Source organism: Peribacillus sp. JNUCC 23 (assembly GCF_053653995.1).
The window spans coordinates 4290930-4312832 of record NZ_CM132202.1; the positions used below are offsets into that span (position 1 = coordinate 4290930).

General features: G+C 38.1%; 27 protein-coding genes. 11 read left to right on the top strand and 16 right to left on the bottom strand.

Features of this window, described 5'->3' with window-relative positions; genetic code table 11:
- Nucleotides 1–17 precede the first annotated feature (17 nt).
- A complete protein-coding gene (locus tag JNUCC23_RS20575; RefSeq protein ID WP_062185621.1) occupies nt 18–395 on the bottom strand; it encodes a hypothetical protein in 378 nt (125 codons plus the stop codon).
- 334 nt (nt 396–729) lie between these two features.
- Between JNUCC23_RS20575 and JNUCC23_RS20580 the strand changes: the two genes are divergently transcribed.
- Nucleotides 730–1050, top strand: coding sequence for a YbjQ family protein (locus tag JNUCC23_RS20580; protein ID WP_062185619.1), 321 nt, complete (start codon nt 730–732; stop codon nt 1048–1050).
- 5 nt (nt 1051–1055) lie between these two features.
- Nucleotides 1056–1280, top strand: a complete 225-nt coding sequence (locus JNUCC23_RS20585; RefSeq protein ID WP_062185617.1) for a hypothetical protein — start codon at nt 1056–1058, stop codon at nt 1278–1280.
- Nucleotides 1281–1634: 354 nt separating this feature from the next.
- On the opposite strand, the gene JNUCC23_RS20590 is transcribed toward JNUCC23_RS20585, so the two are convergent.
- From JNUCC23_RS20590 to JNUCC23_RS20625, 8 genes are all read right to left on the bottom strand, one after another.
- The gene (locus JNUCC23_RS20590; RefSeq protein ID WP_062185615.1) at nt 1635–1979 is read right to left on the bottom strand and encodes a flagellar protein FliT; all 345 of its coding nucleotides are present in this window, start codon (nt 1977–1979) and stop codon (nt 1635–1637) included.
- Complete coding sequence (gene fliS / locus JNUCC23_RS20595) at nt 1979–2380, bottom strand: flagellar export chaperone FliS (protein ID WP_454213282.1); 402 nt, start codon at nt 2378–2380, stop codon at nt 1979–1981. Before fliS ends, JNUCC23_RS20590 begins: the two co-directional genes overlap by 1 nt.
- Nucleotides 2381–2407: 27 nt before the next feature.
- A complete protein-coding gene (locus JNUCC23_RS20600; RefSeq protein WP_454213284.1) occupies nt 2408–3877 on the bottom strand; it encodes a flagellar hook-associated protein 2 in 1470 nt (489 codons plus the stop codon).
- A gap of 14 nt (nt 3878–3891) precedes the next feature.
- Nucleotides 3892–4245 (bottom strand): flagellar protein FlaG, encoded by a 354-nt coding sequence (flaG, locus tag JNUCC23_RS20605; protein WP_454213286.1) that lies wholly within the window; start codon nt 4243–4245, stop codon nt 3892–3894.
- A 116-nt stretch (nt 4246–4361) separates the two neighbouring features.
- The gene (locus JNUCC23_RS20610; protein ID WP_403075757.1) at nt 4362–4799 is read right to left on the bottom strand and encodes a YaaR family protein; all 438 of its coding nucleotides are present in this window, start codon (nt 4797–4799) and stop codon (nt 4362–4364) included.
- Nucleotides 4800–4838: 39 nt separating this feature from the next.
- Complete coding sequence (locus JNUCC23_RS20615) at nt 4839–5138, bottom strand: EscU/YscU/HrcU family type III secretion system export apparatus switch protein (RefSeq protein WP_049683182.1); 300 nt, start codon at nt 5136–5138, stop codon at nt 4839–4841.
- Nucleotides 5135–7123, bottom strand: a complete 1989-nt coding sequence (locus JNUCC23_RS20620) for a hypothetical protein (protein ID WP_454213287.1) — start codon at nt 7121–7123, stop codon at nt 5135–5137. The genes JNUCC23_RS20615 and JNUCC23_RS20620 overlap by 4 nt, the downstream gene beginning before the upstream one ends.
- Before the next feature lie 371 nt (nt 7124–7494).
- Nucleotides 7495–9087, bottom strand: coding sequence for an ABC transporter substrate-binding protein (locus JNUCC23_RS20625; protein ID WP_454216158.1), 1593 nt, complete (start codon nt 9085–9087; stop codon nt 7495–7497).
- A 416-nt stretch (nt 9088–9503) separates the two neighbouring features.
- Between JNUCC23_RS20625 and JNUCC23_RS20630 the strand changes: the two genes are divergently transcribed.
- The 9 genes from JNUCC23_RS20630 to JNUCC23_RS20670 all read left to right on the top strand — a co-directional run bounded on the left by JNUCC23_RS20630 (nt 9504) and on the right by JNUCC23_RS20670 (nt 18206).
- Nucleotides 9504–10469 carry an ABC transporter permease gene (locus tag JNUCC23_RS20630; protein WP_049683184.1) on the top strand — a complete coding sequence of 322 codons (966 nt, stop codon included), beginning with the start codon at nt 9504–9506 and terminating at the stop codon, nt 10467–10469.
- Nucleotides 10469–11353, top strand: a complete 885-nt coding sequence (locus tag JNUCC23_RS20635) for an ABC transporter permease (RefSeq protein ID WP_454213289.1) — start codon at nt 10469–10471, stop codon at nt 11351–11353. The genes JNUCC23_RS20630 and JNUCC23_RS20635 overlap by 1 nt, the downstream gene beginning before the upstream one ends.
- Before the next feature lie 18 nt (nt 11354–11371).
- On the top strand, nt 11372–12403 hold the full coding sequence (locus JNUCC23_RS20640) for an ABC transporter ATP-binding protein (RefSeq protein WP_062185597.1): 1032 nt from the start codon (nt 11372–11374) through the stop codon (nt 12401–12403).
- On the top strand, nt 12378–13355 hold the full coding sequence (locus tag JNUCC23_RS20645; protein ID WP_062185595.1) for an ABC transporter ATP-binding protein: 978 nt from the start codon (nt 12378–12380) through the stop codon (nt 13353–13355). The genes JNUCC23_RS20640 and JNUCC23_RS20645 overlap by 26 nt, the downstream gene beginning before the upstream one ends.
- A gap of 12 nt (nt 13356–13367) precedes the next feature.
- Nucleotides 13368–14318: a DUF1177 domain-containing protein gene (locus tag JNUCC23_RS20650; RefSeq protein WP_454213291.1), complete on the top strand. Its 951-nt coding sequence runs from the start codon at nt 13368–13370 to the stop codon at nt 14316–14318.
- Nucleotides 14319–15587 carry a M20 family metallopeptidase gene (locus tag JNUCC23_RS20655; RefSeq protein WP_454213293.1) on the top strand — a complete coding sequence of 423 codons (1269 nt, stop codon included), beginning with the start codon at nt 14319–14321 and terminating at the stop codon, nt 15585–15587.
- 99 nt (nt 15588–15686) lie between these two features.
- Nucleotides 15687–16454 carry an IclR family transcriptional regulator gene (locus JNUCC23_RS20660; RefSeq protein ID WP_454213295.1) on the top strand — a complete coding sequence of 256 codons (768 nt, stop codon included), beginning with the start codon at nt 15687–15689 and terminating at the stop codon, nt 16452–16454.
- A gap of 62 nt (nt 16455–16516) precedes the next feature.
- Nucleotides 16517–17443, top strand: a complete 927-nt coding sequence (locus JNUCC23_RS20665) for an aminopeptidase (protein ID WP_454216160.1) — start codon at nt 16517–16519, stop codon at nt 17441–17443.
- 340 nt (nt 17444–17783) lie between these two features.
- Complete coding sequence (locus tag JNUCC23_RS20670) at nt 17784–18206, top strand: hypothetical protein (RefSeq protein WP_454213297.1); 423 nt, start codon at nt 17784–17786, stop codon at nt 18204–18206.
- A gap of 781 nt (nt 18207–18987) precedes the next feature.
- Here JNUCC23_RS20670 and JNUCC23_RS20675 read toward each other — a convergent pair.
- The 7 genes from JNUCC23_RS20675 to JNUCC23_RS20705 form a co-directional block, all read right to left on the bottom strand.
- Nucleotides 18988–19143, bottom strand: a complete 156-nt coding sequence (locus tag JNUCC23_RS20675) for a hypothetical protein (protein WP_454213299.1) — start codon at nt 19141–19143, stop codon at nt 18988–18990.
- Nucleotides 19144–19355: 212 nt separating this feature from the next.
- Nucleotides 19356–19820, bottom strand: coding sequence for a tyrosine-type recombinase/integrase (locus JNUCC23_RS20680; protein WP_454213301.1), 465 nt, complete (start codon nt 19818–19820; stop codon nt 19356–19358).
- Complete coding sequence (locus JNUCC23_RS20685) at nt 19750–20109, bottom strand: site-specific integrase (protein WP_454213303.1); 360 nt, start codon at nt 20107–20109, stop codon at nt 19750–19752. Before JNUCC23_RS20685 ends, JNUCC23_RS20680 begins: the two co-directional genes overlap by 71 nt.
- Before the next feature lie 76 nt (nt 20110–20185).
- The gene (locus JNUCC23_RS20690) at nt 20186–20380 is read right to left on the bottom strand and encodes a hypothetical protein (RefSeq protein WP_454213305.1); all 195 of its coding nucleotides are present in this window, start codon (nt 20378–20380) and stop codon (nt 20186–20188) included.
- A 308-nt stretch (nt 20381–20688) separates the two neighbouring features.
- Nucleotides 20689–20982 carry a hypothetical protein gene (locus tag JNUCC23_RS20695; RefSeq protein WP_454213307.1) on the bottom strand — a complete coding sequence of 98 codons (294 nt, stop codon included), beginning with the start codon at nt 20980–20982 and terminating at the stop codon, nt 20689–20691.
- A gap of 14 nt (nt 20983–20996) precedes the next feature.
- Nucleotides 20997–21449 (bottom strand): JAB domain-containing protein, encoded by a 453-nt coding sequence (locus tag JNUCC23_RS20700; RefSeq protein WP_454213309.1) that lies wholly within the window; start codon nt 21447–21449, stop codon nt 20997–20999.
- 132 nt (nt 21450–21581) lie between these two features.
- On the bottom strand, nt 21582–21890 hold the full coding sequence (locus JNUCC23_RS20705; RefSeq protein ID WP_454213311.1) for a hypothetical protein: 309 nt from the start codon (nt 21888–21890) through the stop codon (nt 21582–21584).
- Between the last annotated feature and the right edge of the window lie 13 nt (nt 21891–21903).

Here is a 21903-nt window from a genome sequence, read left to right on the forward strand (position 1 = left end):
AATGAGGTATAAATTTCTTACTCTTCCACCTTTAAATGTTTCAGCACATTATAGCCAAAGAAGCAAATCCCTATTACCGTGAGAACTCCCCCAATAGTAGCAATAGGAAAAAAGACTTCTCCACCTACTCCATAAATAGCCAATGCAATACAAACCATCATAATTGGCAAGCCGATATTATGCATCCAGAAGTGAATCTTTGCCGATTTTGTTTTAGCAAGATGAGGAAAAAGATAATAAAAAATACCAACTAGTGAAAGCGACATCCATCCTAACATATTAAGATGAACATGGACGGTTGTTAATGTAAAAACGTGTGCTGCAGACATGTACAACCCGAAAAAAATGCCAATCAAAAAATACACGACACCGATCTTAATCAATTTTATCCCCATAAAAAAAACACCCCCTACTACATCATATAAAGGCACTTCAAATATATTCTGAATAGTTCTTTATAACCAACACTTTTTTCTCACCCGAAACTATTTTTAATCATTCTGACTTAAGTACATTACAACCTAGTTCTATGTAGGTAAGCAGTAGCACGTTAATGGATATTTCTTCGCTTATAATATATGAATTCCCCTACAAACCACCTATTCTAGTTTCTTTTTCTTGGGTGGTGGTTTAAAAACAGTAGCCAACATAAAAATAGCAGGCATATGAAGAAAGATGTAGAATAAGGGTATTACGTATGAAACTTTTCTTGAATGGAGTGAAATCTATATGATTATCGTAACAACAGAAAATATCGCTAACTACAAAGTAACAGAAATTATAGGCCCTGTTTTCGGATTAACAGTAAGAGCTCGAGGCCTTGGAAAAGATATCGTCGCTTCTTTGAAAGGACTCGTGGGCGGAGAAATTAGCCAATATACAGAAATGCTTGAAGATGCTCGAAAGCAGGCGATGGATCGGATGGTGGAAAATGCAAAAGTGATGGGGGCAAATGCCATTATTATGATGCGCTTTGATTCTGGTGAAATCGGCCAAAACATGAGTGAAATTGTTGCTTACGGAACAGCCGTAATCGCAGAACGGGAATAAAGCAAATGGAATGGGTTCTCGGCTTTTATGGTGTGCAATTAATCATTACCGTGATTATCATTATTGGCTCCTGGTTCATCTGGGATCGCCGCTTCAAAACAAAACACGGAAATAAGGTCCCTGACGGCTTTATCCGCACGAAAGAAGTGTCCATAGATCCAACAACGAAAAAAAGGCTGGTCGTGTACTATCATCCGGAAACTGGAGAACGATTTTATAAGGAAGAATGACTATACATACATCCGGTTTATTCTTCCGCAAGAACCAGATGTGCTTTCAAAATCGTAGAATGACTGTGCATTGCGTCTAATACAGTCTCTCTTACATCAATAATCCTTGCTTCTTGTTTAGCAAATACTACGATTCTTCTTTCTTCCTTAATATTTAAGTTTACCTATTTTGAATTTTTTACTGAGATTACATTCAACACATCTAATTCTAGATTCAGTATCAAAACCACTATTCATCACGTTACTACCACTTTCGACTCTAAAATACCATTTCACTTTTTTCTGGAAGGTGCCTGTCACCCCGATACAATGAAAGGGTCTTCGGCTAACCGAAGACCCTTCCTCTATCATTTCTTAATTTTTTTTATCATAAAAAACTCCATCAATTGAGAGCTTATCATAAGGATTCGTATACTTGTTCGAAGTCTGCTTCTTTTCATTCAACTGTTTGATATCTCGCTGAATGTCTTTCTTTTGCAACAGTAACCATTCATCCACCTTGTAATTGAGTTCAACAACCTGGCGACCTAGTACCTGTTCTTCCTCAGAGAACGGTGGCTGAATGCTTTGAAGTAATACTTCACGCAGATCAAGTAACTCCACAATTCTATTAATACGATCACTACGCTCATCCGTTGTTCGATTAGTCAATACGTCAAGCAGCTCGACCGTGATGTCACTGAATTTCTGAAGCGACATTAAACCTGCCCACTTTGCGTAAATTGTTTTTTTCGATTCATTTGAATCGCTTCTTTCCACGTATCTCGGAATTCCTTAACCAGTCCCTCAACTTCTTCTATCGCCACAAGATCATTTTTCATATTCCCTTCAACAAGGCGACGATGCATGAAGTCGTAGAGAGTCATCATATCCTTGGAGACAGCAACATCCATATTTAATGTGACCATTAATTCATGGATGATATTTTGTGCCTTTAGGAGGTTCTTATTTTTTTCTTCAATATTGCCTTCTTCAATCGCCTTCTTCCCAAGCATCATGAACTTCAAGCAGCCATTATACAACATTAAAGTCAGTTCACCTGGAGACGCTGTATTCACAGAATTTTGTTGATAGGATTGGTATGGATTATTTATGGCCATGTGTACACTCTTCCTTTCTTACTTCTCTTAACTAAAATATTGCGATAACGAAGCACTTTGACTGTTCGCTCTTTGAATTGCTTTTTCCATGGCGGTGAATTGATTATAGTAACGTGTTTCTAGTTTCGTTAATTTCACTTCAAATGCTGAGATTCTTGTTTCTAAACTATTAAGTGACTTACCAATAGTAAAATTATTGTTTAGGGAACCAGCTTTACCCGCTTGTTCAGTAATTGTTGCCATAGATGCCTTAAGATTTGCTCTTAATCGACGAGCTATACCCATTTCTCCTGTTTCACTACCGTCCTTTTTACTACCTTCCTTCATAAACAAATCATAAATAGCATTTGGATCTTCAGAAATTGCAGCACGAAGTTTATCTTCGTCAATCGTTAATTTCCCGCCATCTAGATAATTACTTGTAGTTGTAATTCCAAGCTTGCTTAAAGAATCCGTTCCATTCAATCCGCTAACAGATGTATAAAGGGAAGACCTCATTGTAGTTAACAAGCTCTTGAGGGTAGAATCATTCTTTAGTGTCCCGCTCTTCGCTTTTTCTTCCCAAAGCTTGACTTCATCCTCAGTCATTGCTTTTTTTTGCTCCGCAGTTAAAGGAGTGAAGCTTCGATATTTAGATTCACCTGTTTTATCTTTAATTTTTGCAATAACTTCATTATACTTAGTCACAAATTTCGTGACTGTATCTAGGATTACGTCGACGTCGGCTGTTGAAGAGAAGGTGACTGGATCAGTAGACGCCTTTTTCAAGGTAATTTCCGCACCGTTAATCGTGAAGGTGTTGGAAGAACGGGTGATTTCCAAGCCGTTATATTTTATTTTTGCATCCACACCGGAGGTTTCTTGTACATTATTACCCATTTTCAGAAGATCATTAACGATTTCATCCCCTGATAAAACAATACCTCCATCACCTGTGTTTTTTGCGATAAAAGAGAATTTTTCTGAATCTTTGTCATAGAATGCTGTAACATTGGATTGACTATTAATTTTAGCTATAAAGCTATCCAATGTATCCGTAGCTTCAAATGTAATTGGTTTAGATGTTTCTAGGACTCCATCCTTATTAATTGCCCTAATTGTTATTGATTTATTGACAAAGGTTCCACTAAGTGTCTCTTTAGGATCTTTAATGCCTGCCTTTACGGTACTGATCATATTTGCAGCCTTTGCCAAATTTGTTACCTCTATTGTTCCAGAAAAATTTGAGGTAGCATTTATGTTTTTTATCGATAAGGCATCTGGATTAGAAACCGTCACTGTTTTCTTAATAAACGATTTCTGCATCCCAACTCCATCACGAATAAGCGTATCTAGCTCGAGCAATGCTGTATTCATCGAACGATAATCATCCCGCTGCCATTCCGAATAGGTTTTCTTTTGCGTTAATTTATCCATCGGCACACGTGCCGCCTGCATCATACTCTTAACGAGTTCATCAATATCCATTCCACTTGCTAGTCCACTAACTCGTACCATTATTCATCACCTGCTTATATTTTTTCGTCTACCATAATACCAACAAATTCCGTCATAGCCGCATAGAAGTCCAATAGTTTTTTTGATGGGATTTCGCGAACGGTTTCGTCTGTGTCATCATCCACAACTTTTACATAATACTCATTTAATTTTTCATGAAACTCAAACCGGACAGAAGTATAAGTCGGCTGCAGAAATTTATTGAGACTTTCTACAACGTCCAGTACTTGCTTTTTAGACGGGTCATTCGCTCCCTTTTCACTATAAGTAATCGTATCTATTTCTCTTTGATAGTAAGCACTGACTCCTTCTGAGATGGCTGTTCTAAGTTGCGAGGAAAGGACATTCGTAGAAAGGCTCTCCAACATCGCATTTGCCTCCAATATTCGTATAGTTATCATATATATCGGAGAGAACTTGAGATAATTTAGGTTTTATTGATAGATAATGAACAAAAGAAAACCCTGCTCTATTCAAGGCAGAGTTACGTATAAATATTGATTAACAGTCCTTTAATTTCACCGACTAGGTTCAGGATATTCGATCCATTTTTCTCTTTATCAAGCACTTCGTTTGTCAGTTCAATCACTTTCTTGTCCACTTCTTTAACAAGCTTATAAACTTTCGTCGAACCTCTATGATTAAAACCGCGCTGTTCCTGAAGCTCTAGCCCGTTCTTAACCGCATCTTCCATGAAATCTTTAATCATCCTTTTATATTTACGAAGATTATCAACGGTGCTGTTTTCTGCGAGCTTTTGCCCTTGTACTTCAAGCTCCGCAACTTTCTTCGTTAACCGTTCATAATTCATATCAGTACGTCTCTTATCCAAAACGGATTGGAACTGAATCGAACCTTTCGCTACTTCCTCCGCTGCTATCAGCTTAGAAGGTGAGGTTCTTGCCACTCGTTGAACTTCCATGTACATCACCTTTTTTAATTAATAGTCTCATAAGCCAGTCTAATATTTTTTCTCTATTTCTTCTAATAGAATCAAAATCTCAGCGATCGCTGCATAAAGCTGCGGCGGAACGGATTCCCCAAGATCGATATTCAACAGCGTGCTGATCAATGATTCATCTTCTTGTATTTGAATATTATTTTGTTGTGCAAGCTCCATAATTTTTTTTGCAACCTGACCGGATCCTTGCGCAATGACAGTTGGAGCTGCATCCTGATTGGTATCATATTTAATCACCGCAGCTGTTGGGCCATTCATTGTCCGACTTTTTTTCGGATTAAAATAATGGGCATTTCTCATATCGAAAAATCAAAACCTTTCTCTGGCTGCAATCCTTCATGGCTTTGCGGTTTAACAATTGGCTTGACCACTTTGTCCTCTTCCTTGAGGCCGGTTGGTTTAACTCCGATTGAATTCAGCTGATAACCAATTTCTCCAAAACGTTCTTTCGTAATCTCTGTCATACTTCCAATAATAGTTTGTAGTTCTTCTTGATCACTCTTAAAAGTAAGACTTACATTTCGATTTGCCGCTGTCAAAACAACTCCGATTTCCCCTAGTTTCTTCGTTTCAAGTGAAAAAATCAAACTGCAATTCTCCCAATCTACCTTCTCGCCATTTTTACGTGAATTAATATAAATCTTCACATTCTCGACTTGCTTATCCATTAAATAGGGCAGCTGAAAAAATAAATTTTGTAGTCCAGAAGAATCCTGTTTATTAAGCAATTGTTGCCCAGTAATCTGATTAACAGCCTGCTCTGCCTGCTGCTGGATATGCGGTTTGACATCTTCTCCCCGCATGACACGCAACAAGGCTGCTTTCAAATTCTCATTATTTTGACCCTGGTCTTGATTATCAGATTTGGTCATCAACGAAACAGCCGTTTCTGTTTCATGCGTTAACCCAAGCTTGCGAACCATTTCATATACATTTCTTGATGACGAACCTTCAGTAAACGGTTGAATAGTTTGCTGCATCAATGTAGATACTTGCTTGGCAGAAGTTAGAGTTTCACCTTGGTTTTTTTCCGTAATAAAATGCTTCATTTTCACTTCAGAAGGTTTGAAAATAATCGCTTCAACATTTGCTTTCACTTCTTTAACCATTTGATTTGCCTTAGCGATTTCACCTTTTTCGAGAAACCTCTTTGCTTCCGTTAATTGAGAGCTCGCTGATAGCAACTTCTTTTCTGTACCCATATCAGCATATAAAAGGAAATCACTCTGTAAAATCGCTTTATCCAGTTTATGAATGGTCGACTCTAAAATTTGTTGGATATTCGTTGGTTGATTACTTCGGTTTTCAACAATTTTCGTGATATTATCTAAGTTTCTGCTAATCTCTTGGCGCACCTTTTTAAAGTCGATGGCCATTTGCGATAATTTTTCTGTTATTTCTTTGACAATGACATTTTTCGAATCCAATTTCAAACTCTGTACAGCTTCATTTATTAAATATTTCTCTGTTTCTGAGCTAGAAATTGGTTGAGCGTTTATCTCTATTTCTGGCGTTTCTGGAAATATCCCCGTACTCATTCCCACCTCATTTTTACGGTTAGAGGCCTCCATTTGCTCACTTAGTGAAGTCGGAATGTTGGATGAAAGATCCTGATTAAGCGTTGAATTAATTTGAGTAGCAGTCAACAATTTTGACAGAATCTTTTCTAAAGGAGCATCTGACTTTACATCTTCTTTCCTGGTTTGAAGCACCTTCTCTTGCACTGAGGCAGCCATTTCACCCAAAATTGATAATACTGCATCGGAAATAGACGTACCATGTAATGCCTCATGAACAGATTTCAAATTCATATCCGTTAATGGGATTTGTTTTTCTGCCATTATCCTTAAGGTCTCCATCTTCTGTTCGATCGTTCCATTGTCACTTTTCAAATATTTTTTAATAGAAGTCAGATTTTCTTTCGTGACAGTAATTCCTTTGTTTGTAAACTCTTTGACAGCTTCACTCACTGGCTGTTTAGGTTGTTCTTGGGTATTTCCGGGCTTTCCTTGCTGGATAACCGTCTCCTTTGCATGTCGATCTGTAACTTTTACAAGTAATTGACCTTCACGAGACTTTCCGGAAATTTCAATAGAAATACGATCTTTACTCGGGATCTCTCCTTCAAATTTCACAGTAAATTGTTTCCCATTCATAGAGATAATAGCTTCTTTGTCATTTAACCGTTCTTTTATTGTCACTTGTAAAGTATCCCCGATATTTAACTGTCCAGATTGACCACTGATCTTTTGTAATAGAAGATTTGTATTCTGAAGAATTTGCATGTCTTTCACTCTCCGCTCGCATTCACTTACTTATTGTATCGGCAGAGATTAAAATATTTGTATCTCTTGAAAATCAAAAACTATTTGACTTCCTACACTCCATATAAATACCAATCGAATTAAAAAAGATGACCCTGTACATTACAGAAATCATCTTCTTTGTAAAGCCTAGCTTTTTTTTATTATATCCTTTACCACGTCTGTTGATTATCTAATTGCTACCAAAAAATGAATACAAAAAGAGGGGCCACATAAAAGGTCCGACTCCCACACGCAGCACTACATCTAGATTACTTGAAACTCAAATCCGGCTAGATATAGTGTGTTGTGGGTCTGACTCCTTGGCTTTAGGGGCACCCTCTTCTCTAATTTTAATTATTTAACCATACGTTTGTACCATTCGGTTTAACAATATTGATGGTACCATCTGCAGATACCGCAAACCCTTGAACATGTTTCGTAACCGCAGCTGTTTGATCAAGATTATCAAGCTCAACACGAGGATATTCGCTCATAATAATTTTGATTGCTTCTTGGTATAACTTCGCTCTTTCTTCTTGTTCGACTGTGTCTGAAAGGGCTTGGTCTAATAACGCATCCACTTCTGGATTATTGTATCCTTTACCATTCCCAAGTGAACCAATTTGATTCGAATGGAATGTTTTATTTAGGAAGAAGAATGGATCTGGATACCATGACCAGCCTCCAATATACATTGGCGCTTTCCCTTTAGCCGCAATATCACTAAGTGTTCCCCATTCTGTCACTTTAATCTCAACATCAATATTTAGATTTTCCTTCATTTGTGCTTGGAAAATCGTTGCATATGGAACACGCGTTTCTAATACGTAAAGCTCTGTTTTAAATCCATTCGCATAATCGGTTTCCGCTAAAAGCTTCTTCGCTTCTGTAGGATTATATTCTGGCTTTAGTTTTTCTAATTCTTCATTATATGCCCAAGACCCTTTTGGAATTGGAGCATAAGAGACTGTACCGCCGCCCCATTGGTTTACACCTTTTACAATTTCCTCTACATTTGTTGCTTTATAGATCGCTTCTCTTACTTTTGGATCTGCTGTTGGACCGCTCATATTATTTAAATCAAGATAATCAATAGACAATCCTGGTTCTGATAATAATTCAAGGTTTTGATCTTGTTCAATAACTTGACGGTTTTGACCCTTAATGTCTGTCGCTATATCAATATCGCCAGAGCGAAGAGCATTTGTCATCATGTTCGGGTCTTTGATAATTTGGTATGTGACACCATCAAGATATGGTTTTTCACCCCAGTATTTATCATGACGAACCAATTCTACTTTTTGGTCTGTTTGCCAATTTTTAAATTGGAATGGACCCGTTCCTACTAGATTAGCCCCAAATTGGTCACCCCAACCTTCTACTTCCTCTTTAGGAATAATAATGTTCCCAACATCTGTTAACATTGCTAAAAAAGAAGCGTTTGGTGCTGTTAAGTGGACAACTACTTCGGATTCCCCTGTTACTTCAACACTTTCAACGCCATCTAAACGACCTAGAGCAGATTCTTTAGCAGAGCGTTCTAAGCTATATTTCACATCTTCAGCCGTCATTTTCCGACCTTCTTGATATTTTCCTGGTTGGAAATAGACGTCATCTCTTAGCTTAAACGTATAAGACTTCATATCATCTGAAGGCTTCCATTCCGTTGCTAATGACGGTGAGAAATCACTTAAATCTTGGCTATATACAACAAGAGTGTCACCGACCGATCTCATAATCTGTGACTCATACGCACCTGTATATTTAATAGGATCTAACGTATTAGGATTTGAGGCAAGGCCAACCTTTAGGACTCCACCACTTTTAGGTTCATTGTTAGTATTTTCACTATTTTCTGAACCTTTATCTTGTGACGCTCCACCACAAGCACTAATCACTAAAGCAATTGAAATAAGAGTGAGTAATAATACTACATGCTTCATTTTCTTCACGATTGTAAAACCTCCTTAGATTTTTTATTGATTTTTACTTAACGGACCGCTCAACAATAAGCCCATTTTCATGGACACACAATCCGATAAGTGCAAAAAGATTTTTCTTCTGACTTTAGGGCAAGAGGAAAAATCAATTAACCAAAATATGACTTTCCTTCAAGTGTAATAAAATAGTAGCTACCGAAGAAAGTCTTTTTAAATATTGAATCATGCATTCATATATTGAATACAAATCTATCACAAATATTACAATCATGTAAATACTATTTTGTGATTAATTAGAAAATATAAATTATTGCTAATAAGCACTTATTTACAAAAAAATAATCAAATGATACACTATTTTTATTCAAATATTAAGTTAACATTTCAAATAGTGAATAAATTAAAAGGGGGTAGAGTGAGTGGGCAAATATATTTTAGGTAGAATTCTTAATATGATACCTACTTTATTGATTGTTGCGGTTATTATTTTTTTAATCACCCGAATGCTTCCGGGGAATCCTGCAGCTGTGATGCTTGGACCTCAAGCTAGCGCAGAAGAAATAGAAGTTCTAACAGAAAAATTAGGATTAAACGAACCATTATATATTCAATTTTTTGATTATATAGGTAATTTACTACAAGGGAATTTAGGAAACTCGCTAACTTATAATATGCCAATTATCGATTTGATTATGGAACGTTTCCCTAATACCGTCATACTAGCTGTTAGCGCCCTGCTCATTGCCATCTTAGTCGGCGTACCAGCTGGCATTATTGCAGCTAGAAAGCAAAATTCAATTTTCGATTATGCTTTTACAACATTTTCGCTAATGGGTGTTTCCATGCCGATTTTCTGGCTCGGAATCATGCTTGTATTATTCTTTAGTGTCAATTTAGGCTGGTTCCCTGCTACAGGAATGGGATCAATGGATGAAGGGATAGGTGATTTTATCAGCCACTTAATCTTGCCTAGTATTGCCTTAGCCACCATCCCAACTGCACAGTTTGCTAGAATCACAAGATCTAGCATGTTAGAAGTCATTTCACAAGATTATGTAAAGACAGCACGATCAAAAGGGTTACATGAATTTTTTGTCATTTGCAAGCATGCTTTTAAAAATGCCTTAACTCCATTACTTACCGTTTTAGGCCTTCAAATTTCTTCTATGTTAGGTGGAGCTGTCTTAACAGAGACGATCTTTAGTTGGCCTGGCATTGGATTATTAATTATTGATGCGATTGGAAAAAGAGACTTTGTTGTTGTCCAAAACATGGTCATTTTCATTGCTTTGATTTATGTAGTCGTCAACCTGCTTGTTGATATCTCATACAAATTGGTCAATCCAAGAATCAAATATTCGTCCGGTAAAGGAGGTACGAAATAATGGCAGAAAGCCAAGCTATTTTACAAAAGACTGATGTAGTTGAAACAAATGAACGTTCTTTATTCAAAAAATTGATTAGAAATCGTTTTGCTGCCTTTGGGCTGTTCATCATGTTGCTGCTCATCTTAACGGCTATCTTTGCCCCTGTTATTGCCACGCATTCTCCTGACAAAATGAATGTAACGAAAACCCTTTTAGGAATAGGAGCAGAGGGCCATCTATTAGGGACTGATAATTATGGGAGAGATATTTTTAGTCGATTAGTATACGGAGCTAGAATTTCCATTCTGGTTGGACTCGGAGCTGTTTTATTCGGAGCTGTGATCGGATCGCTATTAGGTGTGATTGCTGGTTATTTTGGCGGTAAATTCGATTCGATCATCATGCGCATTATGGATGGACTATCTGCGTTTCCGTTTATCTTACTCGCTATTACATTGATGAGTGTTCTTGGACAAGGACTAATGAATGTCATTATTGCCATCGGTATAGGAAACATCCCCGGATTTGCAAGAGTTGTTCGCGGCCAAGTGCTAAGTGTGAAGCAATCTGAGTATATCGAAGTGACGAGATCACTAGGAGCGAAACATAGCCGAATTATCTTCCACCATGTGCTACCAAATAGTATTGCACCGTTAATTGTCTATGCCACAATGAGCATTGCAGGTGCCATTATTTCAGAAGCATCATTAAGCTTCTTAGGTTTAGGCGTTCAGCCACCGACAGCCTCTTGGGGTAGCATGCTTCAAGACGGAAAGAATTTTCTCGTATTAAATCCACATATGGCTACGATTCCTGGTTTAGCTATCTTAATTACCGTTGTTGGTATTAATCTTTTTGGTGATGGGCTAAGGGATGCTCTTGATCCAAAAATGAAAGTTTAATTATAGGAGGTGCCCCCTATGTCCACTGAATTACTAAAAGTAGAGAATTTAGAAGTCCAATTCAAATCTGGATCTACTGTGACAAAAGCCGTAAATGGTGTCAGCTTCACATTAAATAGAAAAGAAAACATTGGGATTGTCGGCGAATCTGGATCCGGTAAAAGTGTTACGGCAACTTCCTTACTGCGATTAATCCCAAGTCCTCCTGGACATATATCCGGAGGAAAGATTCTTTTTGAAGGCAAGGATTTATTAACTTTATCAGATAAAGAAATGAGAGATATTCGCGGAAATGATATTTCGATGATTTTCCAAGATCCTTTAACAAGTCTTAATCCTGTTTTTACAGTTGGCGATCAAATTATGGAATCGATTAAACTTCATCAAAAGGTTTCTAAAAAAGAAGCGAAACAAAAAGCAATTCAAATGTTGCAGTTAGTTGGCATTCCAGCCCCAGAAAAACGATTAAATATGTACCCACATGAGTTTTCCGGTGGAATGCGCCAGCGAGTAATGATTGCCATTGCTCTCTCATGTAATCCAAAACTATTAATTGCTGATGAACCTACAACTGCATTGGATGTAACCGTTCAAGCTCAAATATTAGAATTAATGAAGAAATTGCAGGATGAATTCAACACGTCCATTATTATGATTACTCACGACCTTGGAGTCGTTTGGGAAATCTGTCACAAAGTACTTGTTATGTATGCAGGAAATGTGATTGAATACGGAACCGTAGAAGAAATTCATGATCATCCAATGCACCCTTACACATGGGGTCTACTCGATTCACAAATAACAGAAAATATTGAAGATCATGAAATGCTGACAACAATTCCGGGAAGTCCACCAGATCTAAGACAAGAGATTATAGGATGTCCATTTGCACCACGATGTTCCTATTCTCAAGACATCTGTTTTTCCAAAGCTCCTGAAATGGTTGAAGTAAAAGAAAAGCATTTTGTTGCATGCCATTTTCAAACGAAAGAAAACCGATTAAATAGAAAGGAGAGATCTACTCATGCCAGAGCCGTTGTTAAAAGTTAGAGATCTTAGAAAGTATTTTCCTATAGACAGCCCTATTCCATTTAAAAAGTCTAATCAAAGTGTCAAAGCTGTTGACAGTGTTAGCTTTGACGTTATGCCTGGTGAAACACTTGGTGTTGTGGGTGAATCTGGTTGCGGAAAATCAACAATGGCTCGTCTAGTGAATCAGCTTATTCCCCCTTCTAGCGGCACGGTTGAGTTTCGGGGAGAAAATTTAGTTGGGATGGATGCTAAAAAACTACGGGAAACTCGTAAATCCATCCAAATGGTATTCCAAGATCCGTACGCCTCATTAGACCCAAGAAAAACGGTCGGCGAGCTGATTGCGGAGCCTTTAGTTATACATCGTATCGGTGACAAAGCCTCTCAAAAAAAGCGTGTTCTAGAATTATTAGAGGTTGTTGGTTTAAGCCATTATCATGCTAAACGATATCCTTATGAATTTTCAGGCGGACAACGGCAAAGAATCAATATCGCAAGAGCTTTAGTGCTGAATCCGGATATTATTATCTGCGATGAACCGGTTTCCGCCCTGGATGTCTCCGTTCAAGCCCAAGTGATTAACTTATTAAAAGAATTACAACGGGATTATAACCTTACCTATATTTTTATCTCACACGATTTAAATGTCGTCCGTTATATGTGTGATCGTATTGCCGTTATGTATTTAGGTAAAATCGTCGAAATGGGTACGTATAAGGAAATTTATGAGAACCCTAAACACCCTTATACAAAAGCCTTATTATCTGCCATCCCGAAAGAAAGTCCACACGATAACAAAGAACGTATTATTTTAAAAGACGCTGTTCCAAACCCAATTAATCCACCAACAGGATGTCATTTCCACGAACGATGCCCATATATGATGGATATTTGTTCAACGAAGATCCCTCAGTTAATGGATACAGGCAATGGTCATATCGCATCTTGTCATTTACTTGAAGAAAACTAGGAGGAGAAAAAAATGTCATTCAAACATGTCATCGAACTTTATGAATTATTAGATAACCAATACGTAACAGGTGAAGATGTTAAACATTATTTAAGCAACATCGGGGGTGATGGAAACATCACAGTGGAGACTGTTCATGGTGAACTCGGTTCTACTGATTTCGTTAAAGTTACGATCCCTGGAAAAGATGGGAAATCAAAAGGTGGTAATGCCCCTACTTTAGGTATTATTGGTCGCCTTGGTGGAATTGGTGCACGTCCGGAAATGATCGGGTTTGTTTCTGATGGAGATGGCGCCCTTTCTGCTGTATCCGCTGCAGCTAAACTATTGGACATGACGAAAAAAGGCGATCAGCTTATCGGCGACGTCATTATTACAACACATATTTGTCCAACAGCACCTACTTTACCGCATGATCCAGTACCATTTATGAATTCACCAGTTGACATTTTTACAATGAACCAACATGAAGTCACAAAGGAAATGGACGCGATCCTATCTATCGACACAACAAAAGGAAATGCGATCCTCAATCACAAAGGATTTGCGATTACACCAACCGTTAAAGAAGGATATATTTTAAAAATAAGCGATGATTTATTGCATATCTATTCACAATCTACTGGCACACCACCTGTGACATTGCCGATTACAACACAGGATATTACGCCATATGGAAATGGTGTTTTTCACATCAACAGTATCCTTCAGCCTGCTGTCGCCACCTCTAGTCCAGTGGTCGGCGTAGCGATTACGACCCAAACAGCCGTTGCTGGTTGTGGAACGGGCGCTACTCACTTAACAGACGTTGAGCAGGTTGTTCGATTTGTGATTGAAGTGGCTAAAGGTTATGGAGACAATAAATGTTCTTTTTATAATCAAGAAGATTTTAATCTATTAGAAAGCTTATACGGAAAAATGGACCATCTACAAACATTAGGAAAACAAGGAGCTGAGAAATAATTGAATACGATCCAACTAAAACAACAATTAATTGATGAAGTAGAAGCGAGAAAAGATGAATTACTGGAATTGTGCAGTGCTCTCATCCAAATTCCAAGTGAAAATCCACCAGGTGATTCCACAGAGATCAGCCAATTTATTACAGATTATTTAACTAAATTTGATATTGCTGTAGATCGGCATGAATCAGCTGATAAAATGTACAATCTCATTTCAACAATTGGCAAGCAAGATCAAGGTAAAAACTTGATCTTCTGCGGTCATACCGACGTCGTCCCTGCTGGAGATCGATCTAAATGGGATTTTGATCCGTTCTGCGGAGAAATCAAAGATGGCTGGATGCTAGGTCGAGGTGCTAGTGACATGAAAGCCGGTCTTTCAGGATTAATCTTCGCTACTACCCTGCTTAAGCGAATGAATATTGAGCTTCCGGGGCAATTATCGCTTGTCATTGTCCCTGATGAAGAAACTGGCGGGGAATTTGGTGTACCGTGGTTGTTAGAAAAAGGACTTGTGAAAGGTGATGGCTGTTTAATTGCTGAGCCGTCCTCTCCAAGAAATCCGACGATTGGTCAAAAAGGTTCTTATTGGTTTGAACTTGAAGTATACGGTCAACCGGGACACGGAAGCTTATCTCCGTTAGCTGGTCCTAACGCGATTAGTGATATGGTGAAGGCACTTTTAGAAATTCAAAAAGTGTGGGATATCCAAATCGAGCTTCCTGAAGAAGTGAAACCATTAATCGAAGTGTCGCACCGTTATATGCGTGAAGTGGAAACGGAACGATTACAATATATCGATGTTTTCGAAAGAATCACGTGCAATATTGGCACGATTGAAGGCGGCACGAAAGCAAATGTAATCCCTGAAAGTTGTAAAGTTCAAGTGGACTGTCGTTTACCATTTGGGATTACCCAACAAGAAGTGACTTCCTTTTTAACAGAAAAATTAGATGCACTAGGCATTCAATATGAATTAAGACGATTTGGTTTTAGGAGTGAAGCCAATTTCACAGATGCAAATGATCCTGTATGTAAAGCGATCACAGAAAATATTACGTTCGTAACAGGAGATGAGGCATATGGCGTGATGCAATGGGCAAGCAGTGATGCCCGTCACTTTAGAGAATACAATATCCCTGTACTCCAATACGGTCCAGCTTACTTGCCGACCATCCATGGCTATAATGAGAGAGTTAAAACAGAACAAATCATTACTTGCGCCAAAGTGTACGTTGCGGCAATCATTGATTTTCTCTACTCAAATTAACATTTCTTTTTAATTGAAACTCAGGCAATCTCTTTCTATCAGAAATATTTGGTATGATAAGGATAATGTTCTGAGTTTCATGATTGATAGGGGGATTCCATGCTAAAAACAGTCGACGTAGCACTAACAGTTATTCAGATGTTTACAAAGAACGAGCCAGAATGGAGCGGCAGTGAACTCGCTCATAAAATGAACCTGGATCATGCGAAAATTTATCGCATTCTTGAAACCTTTGAATCACGTAATTTTTTACAAAAAGACCCAATCACCAAAAAATACTCCTTAGGTTTTGCCGCATGGGAGCTCGGAATGGCTATGTATGATCGATTAAATGTAAAAGAATTCATCCAGCCCATTCTAGAAGAACTATTCCAACAAACCGAAGAGTCTGTGTTCCTTACTCTTCTAGATAAGGATGAGGCTGTTACTTTTGAGGCGATAGAGCCTGATAACAAAGTAAAGTTCTCTGTTACAGTTGGCAGTCGAGCTCCCTTATATGTTGGTGCTTCCTACCGTTCCATTCTAGCCTTTATGTCGGAGGAATTTATTAACAGCTATTTAACAAAGAGCGAGTTAAAACAGTATACAGAAAAAACAATGACCAATCCTGAAGAGATAAAAAGAGACTTAAATAAAATCAGACAACAAGGTTGGGCAGTCAGTGAAGGCGAATACACACCAGATATCATTGCTATTGCCGTCCCTGTGTTCGACCAACATAACAAAATCATAGGCTCTTTAACGATATCCGGACCTATTTATAGAATGACGGAAGAAAAAAGAAGTGAATTTATCTCTCTTTTGGAAAAGGCAAATAGAAAATTAGCCGATGTCATCTACAAATTCCCATTGAAAATTAGGGCTTAACAATTTAAGAGAACAGCCATCTGACTAAAACGATATCAGAATATAGAAAAGGAGATCGATCTATCTTGCAAACATATATTGACGTAGCCAAATCTGTTCTCCTTCAAAACTTACATATAAAACAAGATGAACAGATTTTAATCGTAACTGATTCTTCCTTACATGAAATTGGTGAAATCTTCTCCCAAGCTGGCACTGATTTAGGCAATGAAACGATGGTAATCAAAATGGCGCCTCGTTCGAAATCTGGTGAAGAACCACCGAAAATCGTCAGTGAAGCGATGAAAGCTGCTGATATTGTCCTTTGTATTACCGAACACTCCCTTACCCATACAAAGGCGAGAAAAGAAGCTTCAGCGGGCGGCGCACGTATTGCAACCATGCCTGGCCTCACATTGGATATGCTTGAAGAAGGCGCCATCTTGGCAGATTATTCAGAGGTGGAACAGCTAACTGCCGAATACTGTGACATCCTTGAAGAAGGTGAGCAAGTAGAAATTAAGAAGGACAACCAAACACTTTCCTTCTCCATCAAAGGAAGAAAAGCGATTCCAAGTACAGGCGTTTTTCGGGACAAAGGCGAATCCGGCAATCTCCCTTCCGGTGAAAGCTATATCGCTCCTCTCGAAATCTCTGCAAATGGAACGATCAACATTGACGGCTCCATTGCAGGAATTGGTGTATTAACGGAACCTGTGACACTAGAAATCGAAAATGGAAGACTCATTAATGCACATGGTGAAAAGGGCAGACAATTGTTGGAGCTGCTAGGAGACGGCCCTGGTAGAACCATTGCAGAATTCGGCATTGGCACGAACAAAAAAGCCAGACTAACTGGCAATGTGTTAGAAGATGAAAAGGTGTTTGGCACTGTTCATATTGCCTTTGGCAGCAACAAATCCTTTGGCGGAGTTACAGAAGCAGGCGTTCACATTGATTGTGTGATTAAAGACCCTGTTGTTTATATAGATGGTAAACAGATTTTTTAGGACTTATTTCTAATTATATTTTTTATTATTTTAGTAGTACGTTGATGCCCTGGGATAAGGTTTGTCCTGGGGTTTTCTTGTCTGATAATTCATAATGCATATCAACTTCGATTTATTTTTCCTCTGTCATCGGAATAAAAATCCCCATTCAATAATTGATTTAAAAGATGTTAAGATCATAACTCCATTTTCATATGGTTTGGACACTGACTGAAAAACATTTTGGCCGTAAGTTCATCAAAAGGAAAATACCCTACTTCATCGATGAACTTATATAGTTTATTAGAAAGTTCCTTTATAATGAAATTAAGAACATACATTCTTTAGTTTAGGAGGAGCCATGAATAAATTTGATGGTAATTACTTATCTCGATTAACCGGGAAGTTGTTAGGCGATGGTTGTATAACTAAGCAAGTAAGTAGACAACCGAGGTTTCAATTTATTCATCGGATAGAGGATTTTGAATGGAGTCAGTATTGCTACGAGAAACTAAAAGATTTTGTTCCGTTGAATCCGCCTACATATAAGCGAGTAGTTGATCCTAGAATCCAAGCCGGCTATTCAGAATGTTACACGGTTCAGTCAAAAACAAGTACTATCATTACTGAGCTTGAAAAACTTTGGTATAACAGCAGAAAAAAACTTCTCCCTCTTGCTTTTATTAACGAATATTTAAATGAAGAAGCATTAGCCTGGTGGTATCAAGATGATGGACATTTAGCTAAACAAAATAACTTGCCTCAAAAAGTTGTACTGTCCTGATAGTTTTTCTAGAAACGAGCATTTAGCATTACAACAAATACTTCAAGAAAAATTTTGTCTCTCTTTTAAATTAGATGGTCAAAAACGATTAATCCTCTACGATCAGCCACAGATCTATTACTTTTTAAAACTAATTGAGCCGTACCTCCAACCTTGCATGAACAGAAATCTATCGGTATCGAACAACCACTACTGCCAACTAAATCCAAGCGAACAACCTTTTACTTACCAGAACAACTTCAACTCAATCAACCAACTAAGGAAATTAACAGTCAACTGGTGTACGCTTATAAAATCATTCACCAATTAGAAAACCGAAAAACTTTTATAAACTTCTATCAATTTGCTAATTCTCTCACTCACGATAAACAAAATCAAAAAAGTTATCAAATTATTCTAAATGAAGAAATTAGATCAAGCCTCCAAAGGATAAAGCAACTATCCGGCTGGAATCAAAGTCAAATTGCACAGTTATGTTTCAATATAAAGTTAACAAACTTCACAGAAAATCGAGCATAAATAAATCCAGTTTTCCACTTATGACAAACTGGATTTACTATTTATCCTGCATTAACGGGCAGCAAGTCCCCCACCTCAAGGCTTAAAGGGATCAAAGAAGCGTAGTGGGGGACAACTGCCAGTGAAAACCCGATTGGTTCAACTAACAATCAGTGGGGATGAAGATCCCCCACTGATTGAAGTTTCACTTTATACTTGAATTGTACTCGACCTTGGCTATATTCAGTGATCCTACGATATCTGATAACAACATTTTCTACTCCTAGTGTAGAACAGGATATAGCTGTTCTTCTAGAGAATGGAACTCATTCTTTAATTCATTCACCTGACCATTCAACTTCTCAATTTCAATTGGAGAAAGCGTATGTTCCAAAGCATATTCAGCTATCCATTTCATCTCATTAAGCTTAATGTTCATCTCATCTAAAATACGTACCTGTTCCTCAGTCCATTTAAGCTGCTGTTCGAGGAATTCTTTTTGCTCCTGTTGGTCTTAATCCATAATGCTCCCTTCTAGTTAACAGATTCTTTATCTGTCATCATGAAAATGCGACTTCCTAATTCCTGGATGATGCCTGGCACCGGGATTCTCATACTGATGGGATTGACGCTTTGCACGGAAAAAAAGCATTACCTGGAATTCGACAAGTATTGATTAATATTAATTTCCTCTAATTTAGAGGCTCCCTCACCTCCGCTCATAGCATCAGTTGCGTCTCTAGCAACAATCACTGACAGCTCTGACGCTTCGCATGGGCTATCTACAAATTTGCTTTGACTGCGCTCCCCCTTAAGGTACTCACGAATGTTTTCTACCAAGTCGTTCCTCAATGGAACCTGACGATGCTTGCCCCCTTTTCCGTACACAGATAACTCATTTGTGAGAAAATCAATATCCTCCAATCGAACCTGACAAAGCTCACTCACTCTCACTCCTGTGTAGAGGAGCATCATGACAATTAGTTCGTTACGCTGTGTAACTTGACTTATATCTTGTATATGGAACAATAAGTGGTTCACTTGTTCATCGGTAAGAACAGCGACATCCTTTTGACTCCCAGTTACAATCTTTACTCGGCCCTTCCTTGGATACACCACCTGCTCGTTTTGGTACTGCTTGTTCACCAAAAACAGGTTGTAGGCTTGTATTGTAGGGAATTGATTTTCTAACGGTGGCAACTGCATACCCTCCATCTTGCAGCCATTGCTTGTAGTTTGTGACATAGAAGCGTTTTAGTAGCGTCACATCTCGTACGCCATTTGCCTGAATGTAGTCATGGAACAAGTGAACATCTGTCGTGTAGCTCTCAATCGTTTTCGGTGCAATACCTTTCTGAAGGAGGTAGTCCTCAAATTCCTTAACCAGTTCTTGTGCTGTTTTCATCCTTCATTTCTCCTCTCACTGAGAAAATAAGAGCCTTTGCCAACTAATGACAAAGCCCCTTTGTGATGCTTTATTCTCAATCTTCTGGACCGAATATGAATCCAATCGTTCCTCCAATTACTCCACCCACAACCGCTCCCACTGGACCACCGACTCTTGCTCCAACCGATGCTTCTGCTAATGTACCAGCAGCTGCCCCTTTTGCACTAGGTCTTACTTCAACTTCCTTTTCATTACCATTATCTCTAATCACTAATACACCTTGCTTCATCTTCTTTTCCTCCTCATTTTTCTTTCTGTTTCATTTGAAATCATTTTTTTATTACAAGACAATGCGCAAAAAAAATTTTTACATTATTTCATTTTACCTCTGCAATTCTCATCTATGACAAAGAACTCCCTGCAGTATTATCATTATTCAGTGAGTTTTCTAGCTTCAAAATGTGCTAGAGTCCTTGGTATAGCTAAGTTTGATTAAATTTTACTTTTTCATATTTTATTTTGCAGCGAGTTTCGCTTAGTTTTTGCAGGGAGTTCTACTCACCAGCTAGAAACAGATTTCCTATTTAAATGGATTTTTTAATCGACATAAAGCTTATAAGCAATTTGCTCCCCATTTTTTATCCATACTTCGTACAGCTTCTTGCTTATCCCCTCATCCATTGCATAACCAGCTATCCACTCATAACCATCATCATCCACATATGATAGGGTTTCAATAAGTATTGGGTCAGATAACTTCTCTAAATGTTCCGCTAGAATGAGTAAATCATCTATTTCTTCATGATAGAATTCATAGCCTACATCTTCTCTTTTGACCTCGATATTAAACGTCTTTTTCATTGTTTTTGCAAACCAATTCAGATACATCATCTTTCCTTCTCCTTTTAAATGTAACCTTTTTCCTTGAGGGAAACATATTCCCCATCACCCAGCACGATATGGTCAAAAACATCAATGCCAATGATTTTACCCGCTTCTACTAATCTTTTAGTCACTTCCACATCCTCTCTGCTTTCGGCACTTTTGCCGCTGGGATGGTTATGACCTACAAGGATTGATGCAGCATTACTCAAAATGGCAGGCTTGAAGCACTCCCTTGGAGGTACTATGCTGGCGTTTAGGCTTCCAATGTGACAGATATTGATGGCTGTTGGCTGATTTTTTGTGTCCAAACAAACAACAACAAAGTATTCCCTATCCACATCTCCTAAGAACTGCTTCAACAATTGGTAACCATCTTCTGGACTGCGGACGCAGCGGTCCTTGTAAAGCATGCTCGATTCCTTTACCAGCTTTAGGCTTACAATGTTCACACGTTTTGCAGATTGATTTTTCATGATTACGATTCCTCCTCCAAAATAGAAAAAGGACTTCCCTCCGAAGAGAGAAGCCCCATTTTTGATGAACATCATGTGAATGAATGCTCAATTTTATGATATATGCTTATTTATTTTTTTAATACAATTTACTTAACCATTCGACTTACAAGGCAATATATCGCTAATTCCCTTTAAGGTATATTCTCTTATACCTGAATCTTCATTACTATTTTCAATCGAAACAAAAACTGATGCTTCAAAGTAACGATTGTCCTCAACTTGAAAGCGAATTTCCGCTTTCTTATCAACACTCATTTCATTCCTAGTTTCAACACTAATTTCCCAAGGATTAGAAAAAGCATGGTCGAATTCCTTTAATTCAGCATATATTAGAGAAATATCTCTAAAGCTCTGATCATCATAACTAATTTGAATTTTCCTGATAACCTTCTTTTCCATTTAACCACTCCAA

What these genes read in the sequence shown, in the direction of transcription:
- JNUCC23_RS20645 (WP_062185595.1), top strand. Translation starts at nt 12,378, where the DNA reads ATGCCAGAGCCGTTGTTAAAAGTTAGAGATCTTAGAAAGTATTTTCCT.
- JNUCC23_RS20625 (WP_454216158.1), bottom strand. Translation starts at nt 9,087, where the DNA reads ATGAAGCATGTAGTATTATTACTCACTCTTATTTCAATTGCTTTAGTG.
- JNUCC23_RS20675 (WP_454213299.1), bottom strand. Translation starts at nt 19,143, where the DNA reads ATGAACATTAAGCTTAATGAGATGAAATGGATAGCTGAATATGCTTTG.
- JNUCC23_RS20590 (WP_062185615.1), bottom strand. Translation starts at nt 1,979, where the DNA reads ATGTCGCTTCAGAAATTCAGTGACATCACGGTCGAGCTGCTTGACGTA.
- JNUCC23_RS20585 (WP_062185617.1), top strand. Translation starts at nt 1,056, where the DNA reads ATGGAATGGGTTCTCGGCTTTTATGGTGTGCAATTAATCATTACCGTG.
- JNUCC23_RS20700 (WP_454213309.1), bottom strand. Translation starts at nt 21,449, where the DNA reads ATGAAAAATCAATCTGCAAAACGTGTGAACATTGTAAGCCTAAAGCTG.
- JNUCC23_RS20650 (WP_454213291.1), top strand. Translation starts at nt 13,368, where the DNA reads ATGTCATTCAAACATGTCATCGAACTTTATGAATTATTAGATAACCAA.
- JNUCC23_RS20600 (WP_454213284.1), bottom strand. Translation starts at nt 3,877, where the DNA reads ATGGTACGAGTTAGTGGACTAGCAAGTGGAATGGATATTGATGAACTC.
- JNUCC23_RS20575 (WP_062185621.1), bottom strand. Translation starts at nt 395, where the DNA reads ATGGGGATAAAATTGATTAAGATCGGTGTCGTGTATTTTTTGATTGGC.
- JNUCC23_RS20705 (WP_454213311.1), bottom strand. Translation starts at nt 21,890, where the DNA reads ATGGAAAAGAAGGTTATCAGGAAAATTCAAATTAGTTATGATGATCAG.
- JNUCC23_RS20580 (WP_062185619.1), top strand. Translation starts at nt 730, where the DNA reads ATGATTATCGTAACAACAGAAAATATCGCTAACTACAAAGTAACAGAA.
- flaG (WP_454213286.1), bottom strand. Translation starts at nt 4,245, where the DNA reads ATGTTGGAGAGCCTTTCTACGAATGTCCTTTCCTCGCAACTTAGAACA.
- JNUCC23_RS20635 (WP_454213289.1), top strand. Translation starts at nt 10,469, where the DNA reads ATGGCAGAAAGCCAAGCTATTTTACAAAAGACTGATGTAGTTGAAACA.
- JNUCC23_RS20615 (WP_049683182.1), bottom strand. Translation starts at nt 5,138, where the DNA reads ATGAGAAATGCCCATTATTTTAATCCGAAAAAAAGTCGGACAATGAAT.
- JNUCC23_RS20670 (WP_454213297.1), top strand. Translation starts at nt 17,784, where the DNA reads ATGAATAAATTTGATGGTAATTACTTATCTCGATTAACCGGGAAGTTG.
- JNUCC23_RS20690 (WP_454213305.1), bottom strand. Translation starts at nt 20,380, where the DNA reads ATGAAGCAAGGTGTATTAGTGATTAGAGATAATGGTAATGAAAAGGAA.
- JNUCC23_RS20610 (WP_403075757.1), bottom strand. Translation starts at nt 4,799, where the DNA reads ATGGAAGTTCAACGAGTGGCAAGAACCTCACCTTCTAAGCTGATAGCA.
- JNUCC23_RS20660 (WP_454213295.1), top strand. Translation starts at nt 15,687, where the DNA reads ATGCTAAAAACAGTCGACGTAGCACTAACAGTTATTCAGATGTTTACA.
- JNUCC23_RS20640 (WP_062185597.1), top strand. Translation starts at nt 11,372, where the DNA reads ATGTCCACTGAATTACTAAAAGTAGAGAATTTAGAAGTCCAATTCAAA.
- fliS (WP_454213282.1), bottom strand. Translation starts at nt 2,380, where the DNA reads ATGGCCATAAATAATCCATACCAATCCTATCAACAAAATTCTGTGAAT.
- JNUCC23_RS20695 (WP_454213307.1), bottom strand. Translation starts at nt 20,982, where the DNA reads ATGATGTATCTGAATTGGTTTGCAAAAACAATGAAAAAGACGTTTAAT.
- JNUCC23_RS20685 (WP_454213303.1), bottom strand. Translation starts at nt 20,109, where the DNA reads ATGAAAACAGCACAAGAACTGGTTAAGGAATTTGAGGACTACCTCCTT.
- JNUCC23_RS20620 (WP_454213287.1), bottom strand. Translation starts at nt 7,123, where the DNA reads ATGCAAATTCTTCAGAATACAAATCTTCTATTACAAAAGATCAGTGGT.